This is a genomic window from Paenibacillus sp. J22P143 (assembly GCF_059692035.1).
In genome coordinates this window covers 12930-33519 of sequence record NZ_JCAUAQ010000011.1, presented here as the reverse complement: position 1 = coordinate 33519, position 20590 = coordinate 12930, and the positions used below count along the sequence as shown (strand labels likewise).

The 20590-nt window shown below is 46.7% G+C and carries 24 protein-coding genes, 2 tRNA genes and 2 riboswitches; of the genes, 4 read left to right on the top strand and 22 right to left on the bottom strand.

Going from position 1 to position 20590, the window contains the following annotated elements; all coding sequences use genetic code 11:
• Positions 1-93: 93 nt before the first annotated feature.
• The 20 genes from atpA to AC58PQ_RS16545 all read right to left on the bottom strand — a co-directional run bounded on the left by atpA (position 94) and on the right by AC58PQ_RS16545 (position 16760).
• Positions 94-1608 (bottom strand): F0F1 ATP synthase subunit alpha, encoded by a 1515-nt coding sequence (gene atpA, locus AC58PQ_RS16640; protein ID WP_079416984.1) that lies wholly within the window; start codon positions 1606-1608, stop codon positions 94-96.
• 32 nt (positions 1609-1640) lie between these two features.
• Complete coding sequence (locus AC58PQ_RS16635; RefSeq protein WP_497243351.1) at positions 1641-2174, bottom strand: F0F1 ATP synthase subunit delta; 534 nt, start codon at positions 2172-2174, stop codon at positions 1641-1643.
• Complete coding sequence (gene atpF / locus AC58PQ_RS16630; RefSeq protein ID WP_497243521.1) at positions 2171-2656, bottom strand: F0F1 ATP synthase subunit B; 486 nt, start codon at positions 2654-2656, stop codon at positions 2171-2173. Before atpF ends, AC58PQ_RS16635 begins: the two co-directional genes overlap by 4 nt.
• An 81-nt stretch (positions 2657-2737) precedes the next feature.
• A complete protein-coding gene (gene atpE / locus AC58PQ_RS16625) occupies positions 2738-2962 on the bottom strand; it encodes a F0F1 ATP synthase subunit C (protein WP_171633362.1) in 225 nt (74 codons plus the stop codon).
• Positions 2963-3041: 79 nt separating this feature from the next.
• Positions 3042-3740, bottom strand: a complete 699-nt coding sequence (gene atpB, locus AC58PQ_RS16620; RefSeq protein ID WP_497243519.1) for a F0F1 ATP synthase subunit A — start codon at positions 3738-3740, stop codon at positions 3042-3044.
• A gap of 46 nt (positions 3741-3786) precedes the next feature.
• Positions 3787-4167, bottom strand: a complete 381-nt coding sequence (locus tag AC58PQ_RS16615; RefSeq protein ID WP_497243349.1) for an ATP synthase subunit I — start codon at positions 4165-4167, stop codon at positions 3787-3789.
• Positions 4167-4388, bottom strand: a complete 222-nt coding sequence (locus tag AC58PQ_RS16610) for an AtpZ/AtpI family protein (protein ID WP_497243347.1) — start codon at positions 4386-4388, stop codon at positions 4167-4169. The genes AC58PQ_RS16615 and AC58PQ_RS16610 overlap by 1 nt, the downstream gene beginning before the upstream one ends.
• 223 nt (positions 4389-4611) lie before the next feature.
• The gene (wecB, locus tag AC58PQ_RS16605; protein ID WP_497243345.1) at positions 4612-5748 is read right to left on the bottom strand and encodes a non-hydrolyzing UDP-N-acetylglucosamine 2-epimerase; all 1137 of its coding nucleotides are present in this window, start codon (positions 5746-5748) and stop codon (positions 4612-4614) included.
• Between the two features lie 68 nt (positions 5749-5816).
• Positions 5817-6446: a uracil phosphoribosyltransferase gene (upp, locus tag AC58PQ_RS16600; RefSeq protein ID WP_497243343.1), complete on the bottom strand. Its 630-nt coding sequence runs from the start codon at positions 6444-6446 to the stop codon at positions 5817-5819.
• Positions 6447-6736: 290 nt separating this feature from the next.
• Positions 6737-7987, bottom strand: coding sequence for a serine hydroxymethyltransferase (gene glyA, locus AC58PQ_RS16595; RefSeq protein ID WP_497243341.1), 1251 nt, complete (start codon positions 7985-7987; stop codon positions 6737-6739).
• A 36-nt stretch (positions 7988-8023) separates the two neighbouring features.
• Positions 8024-8629: a TIGR01440 family protein gene (locus AC58PQ_RS16590; protein WP_497243339.1), complete on the bottom strand. Its 606-nt coding sequence runs from the start codon at positions 8627-8629 to the stop codon at positions 8024-8026.
• 16 nt (positions 8630-8645) lie between these two features.
• Positions 8646-9104 carry a ribose 5-phosphate isomerase B gene (gene rpiB, locus AC58PQ_RS16585; RefSeq protein WP_056611733.1) on the bottom strand — a complete coding sequence of 153 codons (459 nt, stop codon included), beginning with the start codon at positions 9102-9104 and terminating at the stop codon, positions 8646-8648.
• A 104-nt stretch (positions 9105-9208) separates the two neighbouring features.
• Positions 9209-9289: riboswitch (ZMP/ZTP riboswitch) on the bottom strand.
• Positions 9290-9342: 53 nt separating this feature from the next.
• Positions 9343-9915, bottom strand: a complete 573-nt coding sequence (locus tag AC58PQ_RS16580) for a low molecular weight protein arginine phosphatase (protein ID WP_497243337.1) — start codon at positions 9913-9915, stop codon at positions 9343-9345.
• Between the two features lie 52 nt (positions 9916-9967).
• On the bottom strand, positions 9968-10528 hold the full coding sequence (locus AC58PQ_RS16575) for a manganese efflux pump MntP (RefSeq protein WP_477592486.1): 561 nt from the start codon (positions 10526-10528) through the stop codon (positions 9968-9970).
• Between the two features lie 158 nt (positions 10529-10686).
• Entirely contained in the window at positions 10687-11760 is a 1074-nt protein-coding gene (locus tag AC58PQ_RS16570) for an L-threonylcarbamoyladenylate synthase (RefSeq protein WP_497243517.1), read from the bottom strand.
• Positions 11761-11894: 134 nt separating this feature from the next.
• Positions 11895-12701, bottom strand: a complete 807-nt coding sequence (gene spoIIR / locus AC58PQ_RS16565; protein ID WP_497243335.1) for a stage II sporulation protein R — start codon at positions 12699-12701, stop codon at positions 11895-11897.
• A 154-nt stretch (positions 12702-12855) separates the two neighbouring features.
• Complete coding sequence (gene prmC, locus AC58PQ_RS16560) at positions 12856-13749, bottom strand: peptide chain release factor N(5)-glutamine methyltransferase (protein ID WP_497243333.1); 894 nt, start codon at positions 13747-13749, stop codon at positions 12856-12858.
• Positions 13749-14813: a peptide chain release factor 1 gene (gene prfA, locus AC58PQ_RS16555; protein WP_497243331.1), complete on the bottom strand. Its 1065-nt coding sequence runs from the start codon at positions 14811-14813 to the stop codon at positions 13749-13751. Before prfA ends, prmC begins: the two co-directional genes overlap by 1 nt.
• Positions 14814-14846: 33 nt before the next feature.
• The gene (ychF, locus tag AC58PQ_RS16550) at positions 14847-15947 is read right to left on the bottom strand and encodes a redox-regulated ATPase YchF (protein ID WP_497243329.1); all 1101 of its coding nucleotides are present in this window, start codon (positions 15945-15947) and stop codon (positions 14847-14849) included.
• A 78-nt stretch (positions 15948-16025) separates the two neighbouring features.
• Positions 16026-16760 carry a PilZ domain-containing protein gene (locus AC58PQ_RS16545; RefSeq protein WP_497243327.1) on the bottom strand — a complete coding sequence of 245 codons (735 nt, stop codon included), beginning with the start codon at positions 16758-16760 and terminating at the stop codon, positions 16026-16028.
• Between the two features lie 113 nt (positions 16761-16873).
• Positions 16874-16960, bottom strand: a riboswitch (cyclic di-GMP riboswitch).
• A 275-nt stretch (positions 16961-17235) separates the two neighbouring features.
• Between AC58PQ_RS16545 and tadA the strand changes: the two genes are divergently transcribed.
• Entirely contained in the window at positions 17236-17673 is a 438-nt protein-coding gene (gene tadA / locus AC58PQ_RS16540; RefSeq protein WP_497243515.1) for a tRNA adenosine(34) deaminase TadA, read from the top strand.
• An 8-nt stretch (positions 17674-17681) separates the two neighbouring features.
• Here tadA and AC58PQ_RS16535 read toward each other — a convergent pair whose 3' ends face one another.
• On the bottom strand, positions 17682-18179 hold the full coding sequence (locus AC58PQ_RS16535) for a DUF1648 domain-containing protein (RefSeq protein WP_497243325.1): 498 nt from the start codon (positions 18177-18179) through the stop codon (positions 17682-17684).
• A gap of 160 nt (positions 18180-18339) precedes the next feature.
• Here AC58PQ_RS16535 and AC58PQ_RS16530 point away from each other — a divergent pair.
• Together AC58PQ_RS16530 and AC58PQ_RS16525 are read left to right on the top strand one after the other, a co-directional pair.
• Positions 18340-18413: transfer RNA gene (locus AC58PQ_RS16530), tRNA-Arg, on the top strand.
• Positions 18414-18493: 80 nt separating this feature from the next.
• On the top strand, positions 18494-18649 hold the full coding sequence (locus AC58PQ_RS16525; RefSeq protein ID WP_497243323.1) for a hypothetical protein: 156 nt from the start codon (positions 18494-18496) through the stop codon (positions 18647-18649).
• Here the strand turns inward: AC58PQ_RS16525 and AC58PQ_RS16520 are convergent.
• The gene (locus tag AC58PQ_RS16520; protein ID WP_497243321.1) at positions 18639-20222 is read right to left on the bottom strand and encodes an ABC transporter substrate-binding protein; all 1584 of its coding nucleotides are present in this window, start codon (positions 20220-20222) and stop codon (positions 18639-18641) included. The two genes, AC58PQ_RS16525 and AC58PQ_RS16520, sit on opposite strands and share 11 nt — an antisense overlap.
• 173 nt (positions 20223-20395) lie before the next feature.
• On the opposite strand from AC58PQ_RS16520, the gene AC58PQ_RS16515 reads away from it, so the two are divergent.
• Positions 20396-20513: transfer RNA gene (locus AC58PQ_RS16515), tRNA-Ser, on the top strand.
• Positions 20514-20590 lie beyond the last annotated feature (77 nt).

The following is a 20590-nucleotide window of genomic DNA, read 5'->3' as shown; positions in this document are numbered from 1 at the left end:
TTCATTCGAAGACCTGAATTCAGGCGATCAGCCTGCCCAGGATTAACACGGTAGGCAGAGCTTCACTTCAACATGAAGCTCTGCCATCATGATTTATACAGAAGCTGCGAAGCTCTTTTTGAATTGAACAATAGCTTCTACTAGCGCTTTATCGTTATCCGGAGTGATATCCTTCGTGTCACGAATGCTGTGTAGAATTTCTGGACGGTTCGATTCCAAGTAAGCCAAGAATTGACCTTCAAAACGTGTAACGTCTTGAACAGGAAGATCATCCACATGTCCTTTAACAACTGTGTAAAGGGAAGCAACTTGCTTCTCCAATGACATCGGTTGGTGAACACCTTGTTTCAAAATTTCAAGCGTACGAACACCACGGTCCAAACGCGATTGTGTAGCTTTATCCAAGTCAGAACCGAATGCAGCAAATGCAGCAAGCTCACGATATTGTGCCAAGTCAACACGAAGTGTACCGGCAACTTTTTTCATCGCTTTCGTTTGTGCAGAGCCCCCTACACGGGATACAGAGTTACCAACGTTAACCGCTGGACGCTGACCTGAGTAGAACAAGTCGGATTCTAGGAAGATTTGTCCGTCCGTAATCGAAATTACGTTCGTTGGAATATATGCTGAGATATCGCCTGCTTGTGTCTCAATGAAAGGAAGTGCAGTCATAGAACCGCCACCTAGCTCATCATTCAATTTCGCAGCACGCTCTAGAAGACGGGAGTGTAAGTAGAAAACATCCCCTGGATAAGCTTCACGACCCGGTGGACGACGAAGCAAGAGGGACAACTCACGGTAAGCAGCTGCTTGTTTGGACAAGTCATCATAGACGATCAAAACGTGCTCGCCTTTGTACATGAAGTACTCGCCCATTGCGCAACCTGCGTACGGAGCCAACCAAAGCATTGGTGAAGGCTCAGAAGCAGAAGCTGTTACAACGATTGTGTAGTCCAAAGCGCCAGCGTGACGAAGTGTTTCAACAACACCTACGACAGTGGATTGCTTTTGACCGATAGCAACGTAGATACATTTAACGCCGTTGCCTTTTTGGTTGATGATCGCATCGATTGCAATCGCTGTTTTACCTGTTTGACGGTCACCGATGAGCAACTCACGTTGTCCACGGCCAACTGGTACCATCGCGTCAATCGCTTTGATCCCTGTTTGCATTGGCTCATGTACCGATTTACGGGCCATAACGCCTGGTGCTGGGGATTCGATTGGACGGAATCCAGTTGTTTCGATAGGACCTCTACCATCGACTGGTTGACCCAATGGGTTAACAACACGGCCTAGTAGTGCATCACCTACAGGGATTTCCATGATACGGCCAGTACGTTTAACTTGGTCGCCTTCACGAATATCTTTGTAAGGTCCGAGAATAACGATACCTACGTTGCTTTCTTCCAGGTTAAACGCGTAACCTAGAACGCCACTTGGAAACTCAAGCAGCTCGCCTGCCATTACGCTTTCCAAGCCGTGAGCACGAGCGATACCATCACCAACTTGAATGACTGTACCTACATCAACCACTTGGATATCGGAATTATAGTTTGCTATCTGTTGTTTAATCAATGAGCTGATTTCTTCAGGTTTGATACTCAACGAACTTCACCCCTATTCTTACAGTGCTTGTGTTAAACTAATGCTTTGGACAAGCGGTCTAACTTGCCTGCCAAGCTTCCATCATATAAACGATCACCGATACGCACTTGTACGCCGCCGAGCAGCTTAGGCTCAACCACGGACGAAACACGAATCGTTTTACCTGTTACTTTGCTAAAATGTGAAGCAATTTCCGCTTGCTGTGCATCTGACAATACGAATGCTGAGTAAACGATAGCGCTCGCTTGTCCAAGAGCTTCATTCGCAACCTTCGTAAAATCACTCACTAAGGCATCCAAAATGGATAGTCTTCCTTTATCAATCAAGACTAGCAGCGTGTTCCACACCGGTTCGGAAACTTTGCCTTCGAAAATCTGCTTCAGCAGGTCCGTTTTAGCGGTATTCCCGATGTTCGGATGGTTCAGGAACTTCTGCAAGTCTGCATTATCCCTAATCGCACTAGCTACAGATTTAAGCTCATCTTCAACTTGGGAAATCAAATTCTTTTCCTTCGCTACTTCGAATAAAGCTTTGGCATAACGCTTCGCTACGACGATGTCACTCATACGTTGCCTCCTACCTCTTTGAGGTAATGCTCAACAAGTTTTTCTTGTGACTTTTCGTCGATTTGTTTCTCAATAATTTTGGATGCGATCAGAACGGACATCGCGCCAACTTGGCTGCGAAGAGCGGCAACCGCTTTGTTCTTCTCATTTTCGATATCCTTCAACGCTTCGTCTTTCAGACGATTCGCTTCTGCACTAGCAGCATGAATAATATCATCCGCTTGCTTGGAACCTGTGTGTTTCGCTTGCTCAATAATATCGTAAGCTTCCTTACGAGTTTGTTGCAGCGCTTGCTTTTGTTCCTCTAACAGTTGATCAGCTTGTTTACGGCTTGTTTCAGCTGTTTGAATCTGTTCTTTAACCAATTGTCTGCGTTTTTCCATCATGCCAAACAGAGGACCGAACGCAAATTTGGAAAGCAACACATATAGAATCAAAAACGCAATTATTTGTATAAAAAATGTGGACCATTCAATATGCAACAAGTAACGTCACTCCCTTCTGATAACGTGGGCAAAACGAAGGCGTGGTGGCGACTGTGGCCATCAACGCCAAACGCTTTCTTATGCTTTCCCCATGAACAAGAACGCAAGAACCAATGCAACGACTGGCATAGCCTCAACTAGACCTACCCCGATAAACATTGTTGTTTGAAGCGTACCACGAAGTTCTGGTTGACGGGAAATACCTTCCAAAGCGCGACCTACGATCAAACCGTTACCAATACCTGCACCTAGTGCTCCCAAACCGAATACGATACCTGCTGCTACTAATGCTATTGCTCCCATTGATAAAATCCTCCTCTAAACTCTTAGGTTTTGTTTGTTTTATTAGTGACTCGAGACTACCCGAGGTAAGTCTAATTGCTTAGTGCTCTTCATCGTGAACTAACGCTTGCGAGATATAAACCATGGTCAGCATCGTGAATACGAAGGCTTGAATTGCACCTACGAACACACTGAAGCCCTGCCATGCAACGAGAGGCACAACACCAACCGGGCCTAACCCCATGATGACAGCTATCATGATTTCACCTGCATAGATGTTACCGTAAAGACGGAAGGCGAGCGTAAGCGGCTTGGAGACAACTTCAATTAAATGAAGGATCAACATTGCCCCTTTAAACTCAAAGTAATGCGCAAAGTAATGCTTGGTGTTTCGTGTAATCCCTAAGTAGTGGCTAAGGAAGATTACAATAAGCGTAAGCGCTCCAGTAACTGCGATATCGGCTGTTGGTGATTTCCACCAAGATGCGTGATCTTCCGTTACAATTGAGAAAGGAAGGCCGAGCATGTTACCGATAAAGATATACATGATGAGCGTAAGACCAAGTGCAATAAATCCCTTACCGTGCTTGGAACCGATTGTGCTTCCGATGATGCCTTCTACAAACTCAATCGTCCATTCCATGAAGTTTTGCATTTTCGAAGGATTCGATACGGAAAGCTTACGAGTACCAGCGAATGCAAGAATTAATACAATAACCGTGGTTATGCTGATCATCATCAGTGCTGATGCATCGAAATGAAAACCTAACCACTCAAACCCTGGTGCATGATGTTCCATATTTTCCATTTTCACCCCTTTCATCCGTTGAAGTTACATCGTGGAATTACTTCTTAGACTTCCTAATAGAAAGAATACCCAGTACGAGTGTTGCCAATTGAGCAAAAAAGTATCCAACAATCGTCGTGGTTATTGCAACATGTTCGGGATACCTGACGGCAACCAAACCTACAAACCCAGCGATTGCTGCCCTTGTCAGAAAGCCAAGGGTTACCTTGCGCCCTGACTGCTCTATCGCAGCTGCTGCCAGCTTGCTAATCTTCCAGGCCAGAAACCTTGCACTGATCATACTAGCAATGGAGCCAAGCATGAGTCCTGCAATGTAAATGCGGTAATCGACAAGAAGCGCCCATGCAGCCAAACAAAAGGATAAAAAGAATAGAAACACATTTTGAACCGTTTTCAGAGTGGCTGAAAAGTCGTCCATCATAGCCCTCCGTACTGCTTTATCATGAAGTAAATGCTAATGACGCCGGTTACAAGCCCAAGTAAAAACCCGACTAACAACCAGATCTGTCCACCTAGTGCGCCAGTTAACCAATCTCCGAAGAAATATCCGGCTGCCAAACATACGACAAGGTCTATGCCAATTGCACTAGTTAACGCTACTGCCCGCCAAGGATTATCATTGGAATTTGGCCGTTTCATTGCACCCTCCTGGGTGTTTTCCACATGGGAAAACGCGTCTCGTAGCTTATCTGCTACGAATCCTCATTCATTGTATCGAAGCCATGCTAAGTTTGTCAATTGACGGAACTTCATTTGTCACATCTTACAAAACTCCTTAGAGCCTTGCGGCTCTAGGGTTTGCGCGTTTTCAAACCGAACAGTCGAACTGTACGCTGTAGCGTTTGTCATGATTTTGTCACGGTTAGAAAGCTTCTGGGCGTTCCTTAGTCCTACCGAAGTGATGGAGAATCGCTTGAACAATGCGTTCTGACGCTTTTCCATCTCCGTAAGGGTTCGCAGCTTGGCTCATTTTATTGTACAATTCTGGATCTGTCAGCAGCGCACGAGCACGCGTATAGACCGCTTCTTCATCCGTTCCAACTAGTTCCAATGTTCCTGCTTGGATGCCTTCTGGACGCTCTGTTGTATCACGTAGAACCAGAACTGGCACACCGAAGGAAGGCGCTTCTTCTTGCAGACCACCGGAGTCCGTTAGAATCATATGCGCGTGTGGATAGAAGTTATGGAACTCGAATACATCAAATGGCTCTACTAGCTTGATGCGTGGGTGATTACCTAGAATCTCATGTGCTGGTTCTTTTACCGCTGGACTCAAATGTACGGGGTAGACAATGGCAATATCTTCGAACTCATCAGCAATACGCTTCACAGCACGGAAGATTTGGCGATGTGGCTCACCTTGAGATTCGCGACGGTGCGCTGTCATCAGGATTAATTTGCGACCAGCCGCCCACTCCAGTACTGGATGATTAAATTCTTGTTGTACCGTATATTTGAAAACATCCGTAACGGTATTGCCCGTCACATAAATTTGCGACTCTGATTTGTTTTCTTTACGTAGATTATCTGCAGATTGCTGTGTGGGTGCAAAGTGAAGATCAGCGAGAACACCCGTTAATTGGCGGTTCATCTCTTCTGGATACGGGGACAATTTGTTCCACGTCCGAAGACCCGCTTCCACGTGTCCTACTTGGATCTGTTGCATGAAGGCTGCATAGCTAGCCAGGAATGTTGTTAGTGTATCCCCATGAACAAGAATAAGATCTGGCTTTGCTTCTTGGAACACAGGCTCCAAGCCTTGCAGCACGCGCATCGTGATTTCGTTCAGCGTTTGGCGATCCTTCATGACATTGAGATCAAAGTCAGGTGTGATTTTGAAAATATCAAGCACTTGGTCCAACATCTGACGATGCTGTGCGGTTACGCAAACCAGAGACTCAATGTGCTCAGGATGCTTCTCCAGCTCGAGAATGAGCGGAGCCATTTTGATGGCTTCAGGTCTTGTTCCGAAGATCGTAATCACTTTTAGACGTTTCATCGGTTTCTTCTCCCCTTAAAGCTTTCTATTAAGAAAGCTATCTGCGTAAGCATTGAATTTTTAGAAAATTAATCCGTTCCGTATAGTCGATCCCCAGCATCCCCGAGACCTGGCACGATGTAGCCATGATCATTCAAATGATCATCAACGGCTGCGACGTAGATATCGACGTCAGGATGCTCTTTTTGAACCGAAGCTACACCCTCTGGCGCTGCGATTAGGCACATTAGCTTAATGCGCGTACAACCTCTGCGTTTCAGTACTTCAATTGCTGCGTTTGCGGATCCGCCTGTAGCGAGCATAGGATCAATAACAAGTAAATCCCGCTCCAATACATCGGTAGGCAGCTTCACATAGTATTCAACAGGTTGAAGCGTATCCGGATCGCGATAGAGACCGACATGGCCTACTTTTGCAGCTGGCATCAGCTTTAACACGCCGTCAACCATCCCCAAACCTGCTCGCAAAATAGGGATCAGCCCTAGCATTCTGCCTGAGATAACTTGGCAATCTGCTGTTGTCACCGGGGTTTTCACTTGCACTTGCTGCAGTGGAAGGTTTCTTGTAATCTCATAAACCATTAAGGTAGCAACTTCATCGACAAGCGCTCTGAAATCCTTGGTTGTCGTGTTCTCATCCCGAATATAAGTAAGCTTATGTTGGATAAGCGGATGATCGCAAATATGTACTTTACCCATATGTTCCTCCCTAATATAAGCTTGTAGGTCAGGCAAACCTTGTCCATTATATCATATGTTATCCAACTTATCTGCTATAGAACCAACAACTATAAAATACAAAAAACCTCGTCACCGCCACTCTGCATCGAGAATGGGGGAATGAAGTTTTATCATCGAACGAGCACGAATTGCAGCCCCGTCAATCCGCAGCTGACGTAAGATGGTCTGAAGTTTTAGGGACGTAGGGGCTATTCGCGCAAAAACAAATAAAAGACCAGCTCCAAAGAGCTGGCCCCTGCAAATAATGATTAGTACGTCAAACCTGGGTAAAGCGGGTATTGCGCTGTTAGATCCGATACCATACCACGCGCTTTCTCAAGCGTAGCTTCGTCTTTCGGGTTTTTCAATGTAAGACCGATGACTTTCGCGATTGTTTTCATCGCTTCTTCGTCCATACCACGGGAAGTCACAGCCGGTGTACCCAAGCGAATACCGCTTGTGATGAACGGGCTTTTCGGATCGAAAGGAATCGCATTTTTGTTCGCTGTAATACCAATTTCATCAAGAACGTGCTCTGCGTCTTTACCTGTGATGTCCAGGTTACGCAAGTCAACCAACATCAAGTGGTTATCCGTACCGCCGGAAACAAGGTTGATGCCTTCAGCTGTAAGAGCTGTCGCCAATGCTTGGGCATTGTTGATGACATTTTGACCGTACACTTTGAAATCTGGTTGAAGTGCTTCACCAAAGGAAACAGCTTTAGCTGCAATTGTATGCATTAAAGGACCACCTTGGGAACCAGGGAATACGGCTTTATCAATTGCTGCAGCCCAAGCTTTGCGCGTAAGAATCATACCGCCGCGAGGACCGCGAAGCGTTTTGTGTGTTGTTGTTGTTACGAAATGTGCGTGTGGCACTGGGTTCGGGTGCAAGCCAGCTGCAACAAGACCAGCGATATGCGCCATATCGACGAAGAATAATGCGCCTACATCGTTCGCAATGGAAGCCATTGCTTCGAAATCGATCGTACGCGGGTAAGCACTTGCGCCAGCAACCAACATGCGAGGCTTATGTTTGAAAGCTGCTTTACGAACCTCATCGTAGTCGATGCGGGAATCTTTTTCGCTTACGCCGTAAGCTACGAAGTTATAAAGAATACCGGAAGCATTAACTGGGCTACCGTGTGTTAAGTGACCACCATGCGCAAGATTCATACCTAGAACTGTGTCACCAGGGTTTAGCGCAGCCAAGTATACAGCCATGTTCGCTTGTGCACCGGAATGTGGTTGAACGTTCGCGTGCTCAGCACCGAAAAGCTCTTTCGCACGATCACGAGCGATGTCTTCCACGATGTCGACGTACTCACAGCCACCGTAGAATCTTTTGCCTGGGTAGCCTTCAGCGTATTTGTTCGTTAATACTGTTCCCATAGCTTCAAGAACCGCTTGGCTCACGATGTTCTCGGAAGCAATCAGTTCAATTTTGTCGCGTTGGCGGCCTAGCTCAAGATTCATGGCTTCTACGATTTTCGGATCTTGCTTGCTTAAAAAGTTTGTCATATTGAATTCCTCCTAAGGATGATTATCAAAAGTAAATTAGCAATCTGCATCAGGTGCAGCTTGTTGATAAAGTTGATCCGCCTGATCAGCGGAGTATACAGCTCTAGTACCACCGATCAGCTTCGGCCGAGCGAATGCCATCGTGACATAAGCCTGGCCAATATGGCGAACCGGCGGCCTTGCGGGAACAGCGACTCTGCGCAGATGCATGCCTATCAGCGTTGAGCCGATATCGATGCCCGCATGCGCCTGAATTGTCTCAACAACGACCGGCTTCACGAAGTGTCTGTACGCATAGGAAGCCATCGAGCCCCCGGCCTTCGGCACGGGAATCACGGAGACAGGCTCCAGCTGCGGCGCTAGCGCCAGCAACTCTTCCTCCACAACCAGCGCACGATTCAAATGCTCACAGCATTGAAACGCCGCATGCAGCCCAAACTCACCGCAGATGCGCTTAACCGTCTCAAAAATCGGCTTCGCCGCATCCAGCGTACCCGATGTCCCAATCCGATGCCCGAGAATTTCACTCGTGCTCGTGCCGATCACCAAGATGTTGCCGGGACGCAAGCTGCCAACCGTAATCAGCTCACGCAGGTTCGCTTCCAAAGCTTCTGCTATAGGTTCATACATCGAATCTGTCATTGTGGCTCCCTCATCTCTAGGGATGTACCGTGAAACGATCTTCGATACTCTGTACTTTGTTAATCCGATTCTTGTGCCGGACACCTTCCGAGAACTCGGTTTCCAGCCAGATTTTGACGATTTCTTCCGCTACGCCAGGACCAACAACACGTTCACCCATCGCTAGCACGTTCGTATCATTATGTTCACGCGTCGCTTTCGCTGAGAAGAGATCATGCACAAGTGCACAACGGATCCCTGGAACCTTATTCGCGGCGATGGACATCCCAATGCCTGTTCCACAAAGCAGAATGCCTTTGTCTGCTTCTCCCGAAACAACTTTTTCGCAAACTTGAAGTGCATAGTCTGGATAATCGACGGAGTCGCCGCAGCTGCATCCGAAATCGATCACTTGATGACCTAATGATTCAATAAAAGGAATGATAACATCTTTCAAACGATAGCCTGCATGATCAGCACCTAAAGCAATTTTCATAACTTAAACGCTCCTTTTGACTTGTTCGAATTCGACCATCCTATTATATCCCAAAGCTCACCAAAAACGAAAAAAAGAGCGCACACGCTAGAAAACGCGCGTTGCTCTTGTGCCCAGGCGACCGGCCGTATAGCTCAATGCTCCATTGTGGTTAACCCCACTCGTCGCCAGTTACATTGAGTCTTGCTTGTTACTTGTATTTTATCGCATTCCCTGCGATGTGTAAAGCTATATTGACCTATCTCAGTTTTTTCACCAATTTATCCAAGCTCCGGCCAATTTCTTCGGCTGTATACCGATAATCAGCTAATGACCCGCCATACGGGTCGGAAATATCGTAATCTGGCATGATATTTTGTAGTTCGTACAGGCGACTTCTTTCCTCGACCGATACCGTTTGGGACAGCGCCTGTTTCAGTTGAAGCTCCGTCGCAAGCTGCTCCTGCTCTTCAATCGCCTTGAGAATACGAGCATCGTCCTCTACATATTCTTTGAGCGTATACGTCTTCTCGATCGCTTCAGGGAAACGCCCAATCACTGTACGTTTATGCCCTGTCGTCATTGTCAGGATCAGATCCGCCCAATCGACGTCAGCCGCGGTAATCGCTAGAGAACTGATGGATTCCTTAAAGCCCGCTTCATGAAGAAGCGACTGGCTGTTTCTCGATATCGGACCACCTGTCATGGCCGACACACCTGCTGAACGAACCTCCGCCGCAAGCCCCTCTTGATGCACCCTCATACGCAGCAAACCTTCAGCTAACGGACTGCGGCACGTATTTCCTGTACAGACAAATAGAATTCGCAACATGAAATCCTCCTTGAAATAAACGGCTGCACCGTCCGTTATTACCCGTATTGTATCACAGCAAAAACTTGATCCCAAACCCTAATAGGATAAGTCCACCGAATGCCTCACCATATTCCCCAACCCAACCACTAACTCGTCTGCCCAGCAGTAAGCCTGCTATCGAAAGCAAACCACCAAACAGACCAAATATGAGCACCGTAAGCACAATGTCCGTGGCAAACATCCCGAGAGAAACGCCCACAGAGAACGAATCTATACTAACACTTAGGGCAAAAATGATGAGTCCCCATAGCGTCCGATGATCGAATGCCGTAGCTTCTTCCCCACGTACCGAGCTGTATACCATATGCGCACCGAGCAGAATAAGTAAACAACCCCCTGCAGCCGTAGCGACGTTACCCAGAAGGAGGGACACATACTGCCCCATAAACATCCCCATCAGCGGCATGAGCACATGAAAAAGTCCGATGACTATGCTAATTTTCAAAATATCGATCAGACGAATGCCCTTCATTCCTATGCCAATTCCTAACGAAAAAGCATCTAGGCCCAAAGCAATCGCCATAATCCCAATTGTCATGAGTTGCCCAACTTGTACCCCAGATGCGAGCATAGCACGATCCCCCTTGTCCACGATTCTTTCTCAAGATATGCGGACAAACTGGGAATCATGCTAGTCACAATAAACGGCTACGACGTCCTACTTGGACGGTAGCGTTTATCCAGAAATATACAACAATTTAGTGCGTGAAACTTATACAATCTTATATTTTAGAGACGGATCCGCTCATGACCCGCTGCTTTCAGCAGTCGATTCATAATCGCACGGCCAATACCGGAATCTGGAACACCTTCTGCGACAATATAGCTAATACCTTTATGATCAAAAGTCCGCAGAGCGGCATAAAGCCCCCGAGCTATCGTTTCCGGCTGGGATAAGGAGCCGCACGCGAGTACGAGATCCGCCCGATAGCACGCTACTCTTTCTTCGAACGTGAGAATGCCCGTCGACTCCCCTCGTGACTTCGCGGCATCGATATCGCGTTGAATCCACGCTGAAACTTCCTGCCCATCATCCCCTTGAACGATGTGCATAAAGCCCTTCGGCGCATAATGTGTGTACTTCATACCTGGTGCGCGAGGGGTATCCAAGGCTTCTACCTCAGTCGGCTCGGACACATGAATATGCATTTCTGGCAAAACCGCTTGCAGCTGCTCAGCTGTCACGCCACCCGGCCTCAGTATAAATAACTCGCCATTTACAAGTTGAATAACCGTGGACTCCACGCCAACACCCGTTGCACCCCCGTCTACAATTCCGCCAATCTTGCCGTCCAAATCATCACGCACATGCGAGGCTAGTGTCGGACTCGGTCTGCCCGAGCTGTTCGCACTTGGTGCTGCTATAGGCAGCCCTGCTTCTCGCAGCAGATGCAAAGCAACCGGATGGTCCGGTATACGGATCCCCACCGTTTGCAGCCCCGCTGTGACTAACGGCGAAAGGCTACCTGCAAGTACAGGTAGCACAATGGTTAAGGGTCCGGGCCAGAAAGCCTTCATAAGAGCTTGATGATCGGGGGTGAGACAATCGGCTTGCACAAGGCTTGGAAGCTGCTTCACATCAGCTATATGTACAATTAAAGGATTGTCGGAGGGTCTTCCTTTTGCCGTAAAAATATGTTCCACGGCTTTCGTATTCGTCGCATCAGCGCCTAAACCGTACACCGTTTCAGTTGGAAAAGCGACCGTTTCCCCCCATTGTAGAAGCCGAGCTGCTTCTGCGAGTTGCTGTGCGATGGTGTTCTCATCGCCTTGTTCCACGTTCCAGTACGTTGTCACGATCATTCTCATCCTTACTTCGTTGAAATTCTATGGGAATATCCCATTCGCACCACTCGTTCGTATTTCGGACAAGCTGCTCATAGACTCAATCGTTTACAATTCTACCAAAGTGCAGCATTTTCTCACTCTACTCGACGCTAGCTAAACCACGAGAAAATCGCCTTAAACATTTCCCAGATAAAAAATTTCACTTTCGGTTGCGCCGGTTCATCTGAAGGCGTTGCTGCTGCTGCCACAACTTCGGCATCCTTTTCTTTCTTCACGGATTTCTCCGTGGATGTGGAGGCTGATTTATCTTTGGCTGAAGCATCATCTTTCTTTTTGGCAGACGATGTTTCGCTAGCTTTAGCCTTAGCTTCTTTGGTTGGCTTTTTTTCCTTGCCGTTCTCATCTGTCGTTTTGGCCACGACAACTGCTGCAGATGCTACGGCTTCGCCGGACACGGAATCTACGAAGCATAAAGGTGGAAACAGCACACACCACCAATTCTGGCCTTCACCAGAACCAATCACAACACGCAATGCCTCATAATCCCCTGCTGGGTAGACGTCATTTCCGTACATTTTGGTTGGAAAAGGGACAACTCCCAGATCAACCGTATGCGGATAGCTATAGCCACGGGACGCAATCATCTCTCCAACTAGCTGATCAAATTCGGGCAAATGCGCATTCACAACGGCTCTCGCCTCGTCCAAGGAATGTGGTCCAACAACCCACTCCTGCATACGGGCAATAATCGCATCGCGAATCTCGCGTTTCAGTGCTTGGTCTTGCGCAGAATCCGAATTTGCTAGAATACGCAAACGAATGGACTCCTCTGGTATCGTAGGCGAAATTACCGCCGCATTCGTCCGATTGGATTCCCAACACATAATCATAAGAATAAGTGCAAAAGAAATGAATAATAAACTCTTAAATGATTGGCGCTCTGTTCTCTTAACCATGGAGAGTAGCCCCTTTCCCGTCCCTTATAATACTAACCAGTATGGACAAGAGTAGGCGGGGCTAAACCTATGAATCTATGATTTTTTGTAAAATGGTAGAGTTGCTAGAGTTACCGCAGCTGATAGATAGGGTTAGCCGATCTCGGAGCATCGGCTACAGCTCTGGAGAGCGGATCGCGATCACGTGGCGATCGATCCCCTGGAGATCCTGCACGAAGCGGATCTCCGTCCAGCTAGCTGCGGCGCGCAGCAACGCCGCAACAGCCTCCGCCTGCCCGATGCCCACCTCGAACCCGACCACGGTCGGGATTCGCGGCAGCCGGTGCAGCTGCGAAATCAATCGGCGGTACAGGTCGAGTCCCTCGACACCGCCGAACAAAGCCGTGTGCGGCTCGAATAGCCGCACCTCGGGCATCAGCGCCGGCAGGTCGCCATCCGGGATGTATGGTGGGTTCGACACCACCATATCCAGCGCGAGCCCGCGCTCAATATAAGGCTCGAGGAGGTCGCCCTCGAGCCACTCGATCCGCTCAGCCACTTCGTGGCGCTGCGCGTTCTTTACGGCCATCTCCAGCGCTGCCGCGGAGATGTCGCTGGCCGCCACGCGCCACGTAGGGCGCGCGTGCGCGATCGTCACCGGGATGATACCACTCCCGGTGCCCACATCCGCAAGCAGCGGAGCGCCTTGCGGGAACAGACGCGAGCCCTCGTGGAGCAAAGCCTCCACGAGCAGCTCGGTCTCCGGCCGCGGGATCAGCACGGCCGGCCCGACCTCAAACGGAAGGCCGAAGAAATCCTGCTCGCCGGTGATATACTGCACCGGCTCACCCGCGGCCTTCCTTGCTACCAGCTGGTCCCACGTGGCGACCAGCTCTTCGGGCATCGGTTCCTGCCACCAGCGGAACAGGAGCTCCGTGCGCGTGCAGCCGCCTAACAGGTGCTGCAGCAACAACTCCGTGCAAGACGAAGCCTCCGCCACGCCTTGCTCCCCTAAAAAAGAAGAAGCCTTCACAAAGGCTTCTCTTACAGTCATTTTCACAGTCGTCATTACATCGCCTCTAAGGCATCGGATTGTGCAGCAATCGTTAACGCTGACACAATTTCCGCCATATCGCCGTTAAGAACCGTTTCCAAACGGTGCAACGTCAAGCCGATGCGGTGATCGGTAATACGGCTTTGCGGGAAGTTGTAGGTACGAATACGCTCTGAACGGTCGCCCGTTCCGACTTTGCTTTTACGCTCGCCGGCATATTTCGCTTCTTCTTCTTCACGCAATTTATCTGAAATCCGCGTACGAAGTACGCGAAGCGCTGACTCTTTGTTGGAGTTCTGCGATTTACCATCCTGACACGTTGCGACGATACCCGTTGGTACGTGCGTTACACGTACAGCGGATTTCGTTGTATTAACAGACTGACCGCCCGCTCCACTGGAACAGAATGTATCTACGCGAATATCCGCATCATGAATCACGACCTCCACATCTTCTGCTTCCGGCATAACAACAACCGTCGACGTGGATGTATGGATCCGTCCACCGGACTCCGTTACTGGAATACGTTGAACACGGTGCGCACCGCTCTCAAACTTGAGCTTGCTATAAGCACCTTTTCCCGTAATCATGAAGATAATCTCTTTGAATCCGCCCAAATCATTGACGGACGCATCGAGAATTTCCGTTCTCCATCCTTGACCATCTGCATAACGCGTGTACATCCGGTACAGATCGCCTGCGAACAGCGCAGCTTCATCGCCGCCTGCCGCACCGCGGATTTCTACGATAACGTTCTTATCGTCATTCGGATCCTTCGGCATCATCAGAATGCGAAGATGTTCTTCGAGTTTAGCGGATTGGTCGCTAAGCTCATCGATCTCCATTTTGACCATTTCACGCATCTCATCATCCAGCTTCTCGTTCTGCATCACTTTCGCTTCAGCTAGCTGTTCACTCACGCTCTTATATTCATTATAAGCATCATAAGCTTCCTGAAGATCAGATTGCTCTTTGGAATACTCTCTTAGTTTCTTCGTATCACTCGTTACATCCGGGTCACACAATAACTCGCTTAGTTTGTCATAGCGGTCCACAATGGACTGAAGTCGATCCAACATAGGGGATCACTCCTTTCTCTATTTTATAAATCATTAAACATTGAAACGGAAATGCATAACGTCGCCGTCATTCACCACGTACTCTTTACCTTCAAGACGCACTTGGCCTTTTTCCTTAGCACCAGCCATCGATCCTGCAGCTGACAAATCGTTGTACGACACAACTTCCGCACGAATGAATCCACGTTCGAAATCCGTATGAATCACGCCTGCCGCTTGCGGAGCTTTCGTTCCTTTACGGATCGTCCATGCTCTAACTTCTTGCACGCCAGCTGTGAAATACGTGTACAAGCCTAGTTTTCTATATGCTGCTTTGATCAATCTATTCAAGCCGGACTCTTGAAGTCCCAACTCTTCCAGGAACATCGCTTTTTCTTCTTCTTCCAGCTCAGCAATTTCGGATTCAACCTTCGCGCTAATGGAAACGACTTCGTTGTTTTCTTTCTCAGCGAATGCCTTCACAATTTTAACGTATGCATTGTCGTCCGCAGTTGCAACTTCATCTTCACTCACGTTTGCCGCGTAGAGCACTGGCTTCATCGTTAGCAAATGAAGATCGCGAACTAGCAGGCGCTCATCTTCTGTCAAATCCAAGCTGCGTGCTGGCATATCGTTATATAAGGCTTCTTTGATACGTTCCAAACACTCAACCTCAGCAACCACCTTCTTGTCGCCGCCTTTGAGGTTTTTGCGTGAACGCTCGATCTTTTTATCAACCGACTCAATGTCTGCCAAAATCAATTCAAGATTAATCGTCTCGATGTCGCCAATCGGATCAACTTTCCCAGAAACGTGAGTAATATTATCATCCTCAAAACAACGCACAACATGCACAATCGCATCAACTTCACGGATGTGTGCTAGAAATTTATTTCCAAGGCCCTCGCCTTTGCTCGCACCCTTAACTAAACCCGCAATGTCAACGAATTCGAAGGCCGTCGGCACGATACTCTTAGGCACAACGATTTCCACCAGCTTCTGCAATCTCTCGTCTGGTACTTCAACTACCCCAACATTCGGATCGATCGTACAGAACGGATAATTCGCAGATTCTGCCCCCGCCTGTGTAATTGCATTAAACAATGTCGATTTTCCTACGTTCGGTAGACCGACGATACCTGCTTTCAAAGCCATTGTCGTTACAACTCCTTAATTTTCGAAAATCATCCTTCTTATTATATAGTACTTGGAGGGCAAAAAAAAGCCTGCAAGCTATCGATTCGCCGCAGACTTTTTTTCCATTGCTATTTTGAACTCGTCATCCCGCTTTTGCACGAAGTACGTTTTGATCTGATTCCGCAAAATAAAACCGCGCAGCGCATTGCTTTGTTCAGCGGGAACGCTTTCAAAGCTAGCACCATAATAATAGGTGTCCTCTAGCTTTTCTTTCCTTATAATTTCCAACTGACAAGGCATATCGAAGCCCAACTCTAATTGCACGTAAAGTGTACATTTTATATGTAGAATCTTATCAATCATGCCATTGTCGTCTATCGTAAAACCGATACCATTCATCGAAATATTTTTAATTGAAATATCTATCGGGGTTTCAAGCTGTTGGGGCTCCTTTTGATTCGCATTCTGAAATTCGAGGATCTGACCAAATCTTCTTACATTGACCCTTGGGAATTCCCGCTTCTCCGCGAATCTTCTGCGATTCTCAGGTGGATTAATGACAATGAGCGAACCTGGTTCTCTGGCGACAACGGTCGTATGCACGACGAATAGCCCTGATTTGGTATACATCGTAATCTTCACCTTGTCACCCAGTTGGAACACATCATATTCCGGTAGTTCAATTTCCATAATGTCCCCTTGGGCATAGGTCAGAATACCCGTGGATACGAAATCATCCTTCCCTACAACAGCCCGGCAATCGATCAATACTTCCGCATCGTATCCTTCTTTACAACCATATCGCTTCAAAGCATCCTGCTTCATCGCCATGCTCACCTACACCTCGCCCTTTATTGATGGATGTTCATGTATGTTTCCGCACAAAATAGACTGCCCCACAAGAAAGGGACAGTCTATCACCTTAATCAATAAAAGCATCGATTGTCGGTAACCAGACTGCCATAGTTCATTAGAACCTTAGACCCTCAGCTTTGCGTCCTTGCTTTTCAACAAGTTTGCCATTGTCGAACCTTGCTATGAATGTTATGTCGTTCATCATTTATGGTCTAAAAGACCCACTGTTATCACCATTATACGTAGCCTAGTTATTTCTTTCAACTAAAATCCTTGCATGAGCCCTGTTTTTATTGTATGAATGTGTAGTGGAATGAATATCCACAGGTTTACAAGTTATCCACATTGTTATCCACAGCTTGTTAACAACGAATATTTGTTCGGATGTTTATACACATGTGGATAGACTATTATTGCGAGGTGTCCCCCTGTGGATGAACATATCCCCTGGATGAAAGAAGCGATCGGCGAGGCACTGAAGGCCGAAGCAATCCGTGAAGTACCGATCGGCGCCATCGTCGTCCATCAAGGTCAAATTATTGGCCGCGGTTATAATTTACGTGAAACAACCTTAGATCCTCTCGCGCATGCGGAGATGATTGCGATTAAGCAGGCAAGTGAGCATTTACAGGCTTGGCGTCTTCTAGACTGCCAGCTCTATGTGACGCTGGAGCCTTGTCCGATGTGTGCAGGTGCGATCGTGCAAGCACGTATTCCTCAAGTGATTTACGGAACGGTAGATCCGAAGGCAGGCTGTGCGGGGACGTTAATGAACTTGCTGCAGGAGGACCGGTTCAATCACCGGGTCGATGTGGTAAGCGGCGTTTTACAAGAGGAGTGTTCCACGATGTTGACGCAGTTTTTTCGAAAATTGCGCGGGAAGGCGTAAAACCTTCCTTACTTTAACTGGATCGAACGTACGATGAAGAAGATAATTGTGCCAAACAGCATCAGCAGCAGGAAGCCCAGGATCCATACGTTAAGATCAGCGATACCCTTTTTAGCGCTTTGGACAACAGACCATTCAATGAAGCCAAACAGAATTACAATCATCGCTTTTAAACTGTTGATAAATAAACGAGCATTCTGGTATTGTCCATGGGCATTCTCGGTCGTAATTGGGGACGGATAATTATACACATGAGGGATCTTGCTTAGGAGAGTCAAGCCAACATAGACGATAACACCTATGAGTGGTAAGGCAATCAAACTCATCTTATTCCCCCAACCATCGATATCCCCTTTACCGTTAAAATGCATCGGAATTCGCTCTGGCAAGGCATGCCATTCGTAAGCTACATAAGCGATCATACTTACGATCACTAACAGAGAGATGACATCAAGAACTGTTTCAGCTTTAGTTCTGGGCAGTTGAATGACGGGACGATTCTTCACGTGGCACCTTCTTTCTATCGATTTATAAAGAATTGTAGTAAATGTTTATACTATTCTTTATTCACTATGTACATTCCTTGCTCAAATGAAACCTTCTTCATGTCCATGGGCTAAAATGGTTGCACCTCCAAAACATCTCGTGTTAGAATGACGATACTATGCGCCCGTAGCTCAGCAGGATAGAGCAACAGTTTCCTAAACTGTAGGTCGTACGTTCGAATCGTATCGGGCGCGTATACCTTATATTTTAAGGCTAAACCATGTAAACACTAAGACCCTCCATTGGCGACAAACCAACTTGGAGGGTTTTTTCTATGTCCAAAGCATCATTCCTAGGCAAAAAACGAATTATGTCAAGAGATACCAGTTCGCAGTCAAAAATCTATCAAGAATTTTTAAATGGTGAAATTGAAAAAGAGTCATGGCTTGTTATGACACAAGCCATGACTCTTTTTCGAATTATTTCTTAGTTTTCAAGAACTCGTCAACTTGTTTTTGAAGTTCAGCGATTACTTTGTCTGAACCTGCTTTTTTCATTTTATCAATGAATTCTGCATATTTTTTTTCAGAATCAGTAACTGCTCCTGTTTCAATGACAGTTCCAGTGCCAGCATATTCTTTAACAACCGCAGCAATCTGTGCAAGTTCTATTTTAATTGGATCAAGATTAGGCTTATAACCAAGTAATGGTGAAACTGTAGCACTGGCATTCGCGTCTTGCCAAATTTTCGTGTAATTAGCTGGATTAGCTTGTGTTTCGAAACTGTTAGCTACATTACCAAGATTCCATGGAAATGCGCCATATTTTGCATCTGCTGTTCCTTGACCTGAGTAACCAATGGTTTCGATTTTATTGTCGCCAATTTTCTTGTAATGTTTGCCTTCAATACCCCATACCAAAAGGTTATATAGATCTTTCCCTTTAGCAGTATCTAACAAATTAATAAGCTGCATAGCACGCTCAGGGTTTTTAGATGTTCTTGTAATAGCAAGGTTTGTGCCATCAGACAAATTGGAGATGGTATACTTCTCTTCCATTGGAATAACCTGAATTGGGAAACCATATCTTGTTGACTCTGATTTCGAAACATCTTCGATACTGCCAACCATCGTATGGAACCAAGCGACGTTTCCATCTGGCTTACCTTCATCTTGTCGCTGATTTTGCAAGCTCAACATATCTTTACGGATATATCCTTTGGCAAACCAATCCGTCATTGTTTTGATATAACGTTGCTCATCAGGTGTGTCATACAAATTGATTACCTTTAGGCTCTTCGGATCTTTCAAATCGCCTACTAATTTGAAAGATGGTGTAATGATATTGTGATGCTGCATACTCGTAAGTACAGCTGGGCTAAACCCTTTGCGTAATTGATTGTTCTGTTTCAATTTCTCTAGGTAACCTTCGATGACAGCGAGAGATTCCTTGGAGACAGGACCCGTTTTAAAGAAAGTTTCTTGTGCTACTTTCGGATCGATGTATCCTTTTTCGACAAACTCTTTCGGTACACGCAATGCTGGACGGTTATCTACGGCTTGTGAATAATTTGGAATGGCATATAATTTGCCATTAACACGGGCGCGGTCTAGTACCCAGGCAGGAAGCTCTTTCTTAATTTCTGGCGCATATTTATCAACGAGGGCATCCAATTCAATATAAGAACCTTTGTTGACCTCAGCTGGATAATCCAACGCATATCCTGTCCATGCGATGTCAATTTCCTCGGATGCAGCGGCCATTAACTTCCACTTTTCAGGGTATTGTACGCTAGTAAAGGGTACGAATTCTACCTTCGTGTTTGGCAGAAATGTTGCCAATTTCTTGTTAAACTCATCATAAACCTCTTGTGAATCCGCTTGCTTACCTGGACCCACCGTAATAAACTTCAATGTAACTTGTTTTGCTGCCACTGTTGCAGCAGGCGCTACACTCGTAGTAGCGGATGGCGTGTCGGCTGTTACACCGCAACCAGATAGGATGATAGCCGTTGTCATACTTAGAACAATTGTCTTGCTAAATACAGTTTTAAGCGGTTTCATTTTTTTATTTCCCCCTTTAATCTCTCTATATGCATACGACAAGTTTGGAACTTATCGTCCGACCCTGAGCTGTAGTATATAACATACTAAACACGATAATCAACCAAACGTTGTTCATCAATGTACAAAAAAGCCATTGTATTTTTAGACTGAGATACATTATGATATTAAGTGCGCCATTGATTCCAAGAAACTGTTGGAGTGGCAAGGGTTTAAATGTTTATTATGGTTATCTATCAGTCACACAGTTTCCTAAACTGTAGGTCGTACGTTCGAATCGTATCGGGCGCGTATAGTTTTTTAGACATACATACGTACAAAGGGATTACAACTCAGGTTGGCAATCCCTTTCTTTGTTATGTACTCAC

Excerpts from the sequence above, each read along its gene's own strand:
- AC58PQ_RS16635 (WP_497243351.1), bottom strand. The coding sequence starts at position 2,174 with ATGAGTGACATCGTCGTAGCGAAGCGTTATGCCAAAGCTTTATTCGAA.
- atpE (WP_171633362.1), bottom strand. The coding sequence starts at position 2,962 with ATGGGAGCAATAGCATTAGTAGCAGCAGGTATCGTATTCGGTTTGGGA.
- atpB (WP_497243519.1), bottom strand. The coding sequence starts at position 3,740 with ATGGAACATCATGCACCAGGGTTTGAGTGGTTAGGTTTTCATTTCGAT.
- AC58PQ_RS16615 (WP_497243349.1), bottom strand. The coding sequence starts at position 4,167 with ATGGACGACTTTTCAGCCACTCTGAAAACGGTTCAAAATGTGTTTCTA.
- AC58PQ_RS16610 (WP_497243347.1), bottom strand. The coding sequence starts at position 4,388 with ATGAAACGGCCAAATTCCAATGATAATCCTTGGCGGGCAGTAGCGTTA.
- wecB (WP_497243345.1), bottom strand. The coding sequence starts at position 5,748 with ATGAAACGTCTAAAAGTGATTACGATCTTCGGAACAAGACCTGAAGCC.
- upp (WP_497243343.1), bottom strand. The coding sequence starts at position 6,446 with ATGGGTAAAGTACATATTTGCGATCATCCGCTTATCCAACATAAGCTT.
- glyA (WP_497243341.1), bottom strand. The coding sequence starts at position 7,987 with ATGACAAACTTTTTAAGCAAGCAAGATCCGAAAATCGTAGAAGCCATG.
- AC58PQ_RS16590 (WP_497243339.1), bottom strand. The coding sequence starts at position 8,629 with ATGACAGATTCGATGTATGAACCTATAGCAGAAGCTTTGGAAGCGAAC.
- rpiB (WP_056611733.1), bottom strand. The coding sequence starts at position 9,104 with ATGAAAATTGCTTTAGGTGCTGATCATGCAGGCTATCGTTTGAAAGAT.
- AC58PQ_RS16580 (WP_497243337.1), bottom strand. The coding sequence starts at position 9,915 with ATGTTGCGAATTCTATTTGTCTGTACAGGAAATACGTGCCGCAGTCCG.
- AC58PQ_RS16575 (WP_477592486.1), bottom strand. The coding sequence starts at position 10,528 with ATGCTCGCATCTGGGGTACAAGTTGGGCAACTCATGACAATTGGGATT.
- AC58PQ_RS16570 (WP_497243517.1), bottom strand. The coding sequence starts at position 11,760 with ATGATCGTGACAACGTACTGGAACGTGGAACAAGGCGATGAGAACACC.
- spoIIR (WP_497243335.1), bottom strand. The coding sequence starts at position 12,701 with ATGGTTAAGAGAACAGAGCGCCAATCATTTAAGAGTTTATTATTCATT.
- prmC (WP_497243333.1), bottom strand. The coding sequence starts at position 13,749 with ATGACGACTGTGAAAATGACTGTAAGAGAAGCCTTTGTGAAGGCTTCT.
- prfA (WP_497243331.1), bottom strand. The coding sequence starts at position 14,813 with ATGTTGGATCGACTTCAGTCCATTGTGGACCGCTATGACAAACTAAGC.
- ychF (WP_497243329.1), bottom strand. The coding sequence starts at position 15,947 with ATGGCTTTGAAAGCAGGTATCGTCGGTCTACCGAACGTAGGAAAATCG.
- AC58PQ_RS16545 (WP_497243327.1), bottom strand. The coding sequence starts at position 16,760 with ATGGCGATGAAGCAGGATGCTTTGAAGCGATATGGTTGTAAAGAAGGA.
- tadA (WP_497243515.1), top strand. The coding sequence starts at position 17,236 with ATGAAAGAAGCGATCGGCGAGGCACTGAAGGCCGAAGCAATCCGTGAA.
- AC58PQ_RS16525 (WP_497243323.1), top strand. The coding sequence starts at position 18,494 with ATGTCCAAAGCATCATTCCTAGGCAAAAAACGAATTATGTCAAGAGAT.
- AC58PQ_RS16520 (WP_497243321.1), bottom strand. The coding sequence starts at position 20,222 with ATGAAACCGCTTAAAACTGTATTTAGCAAGACAATTGTTCTAAGTATG.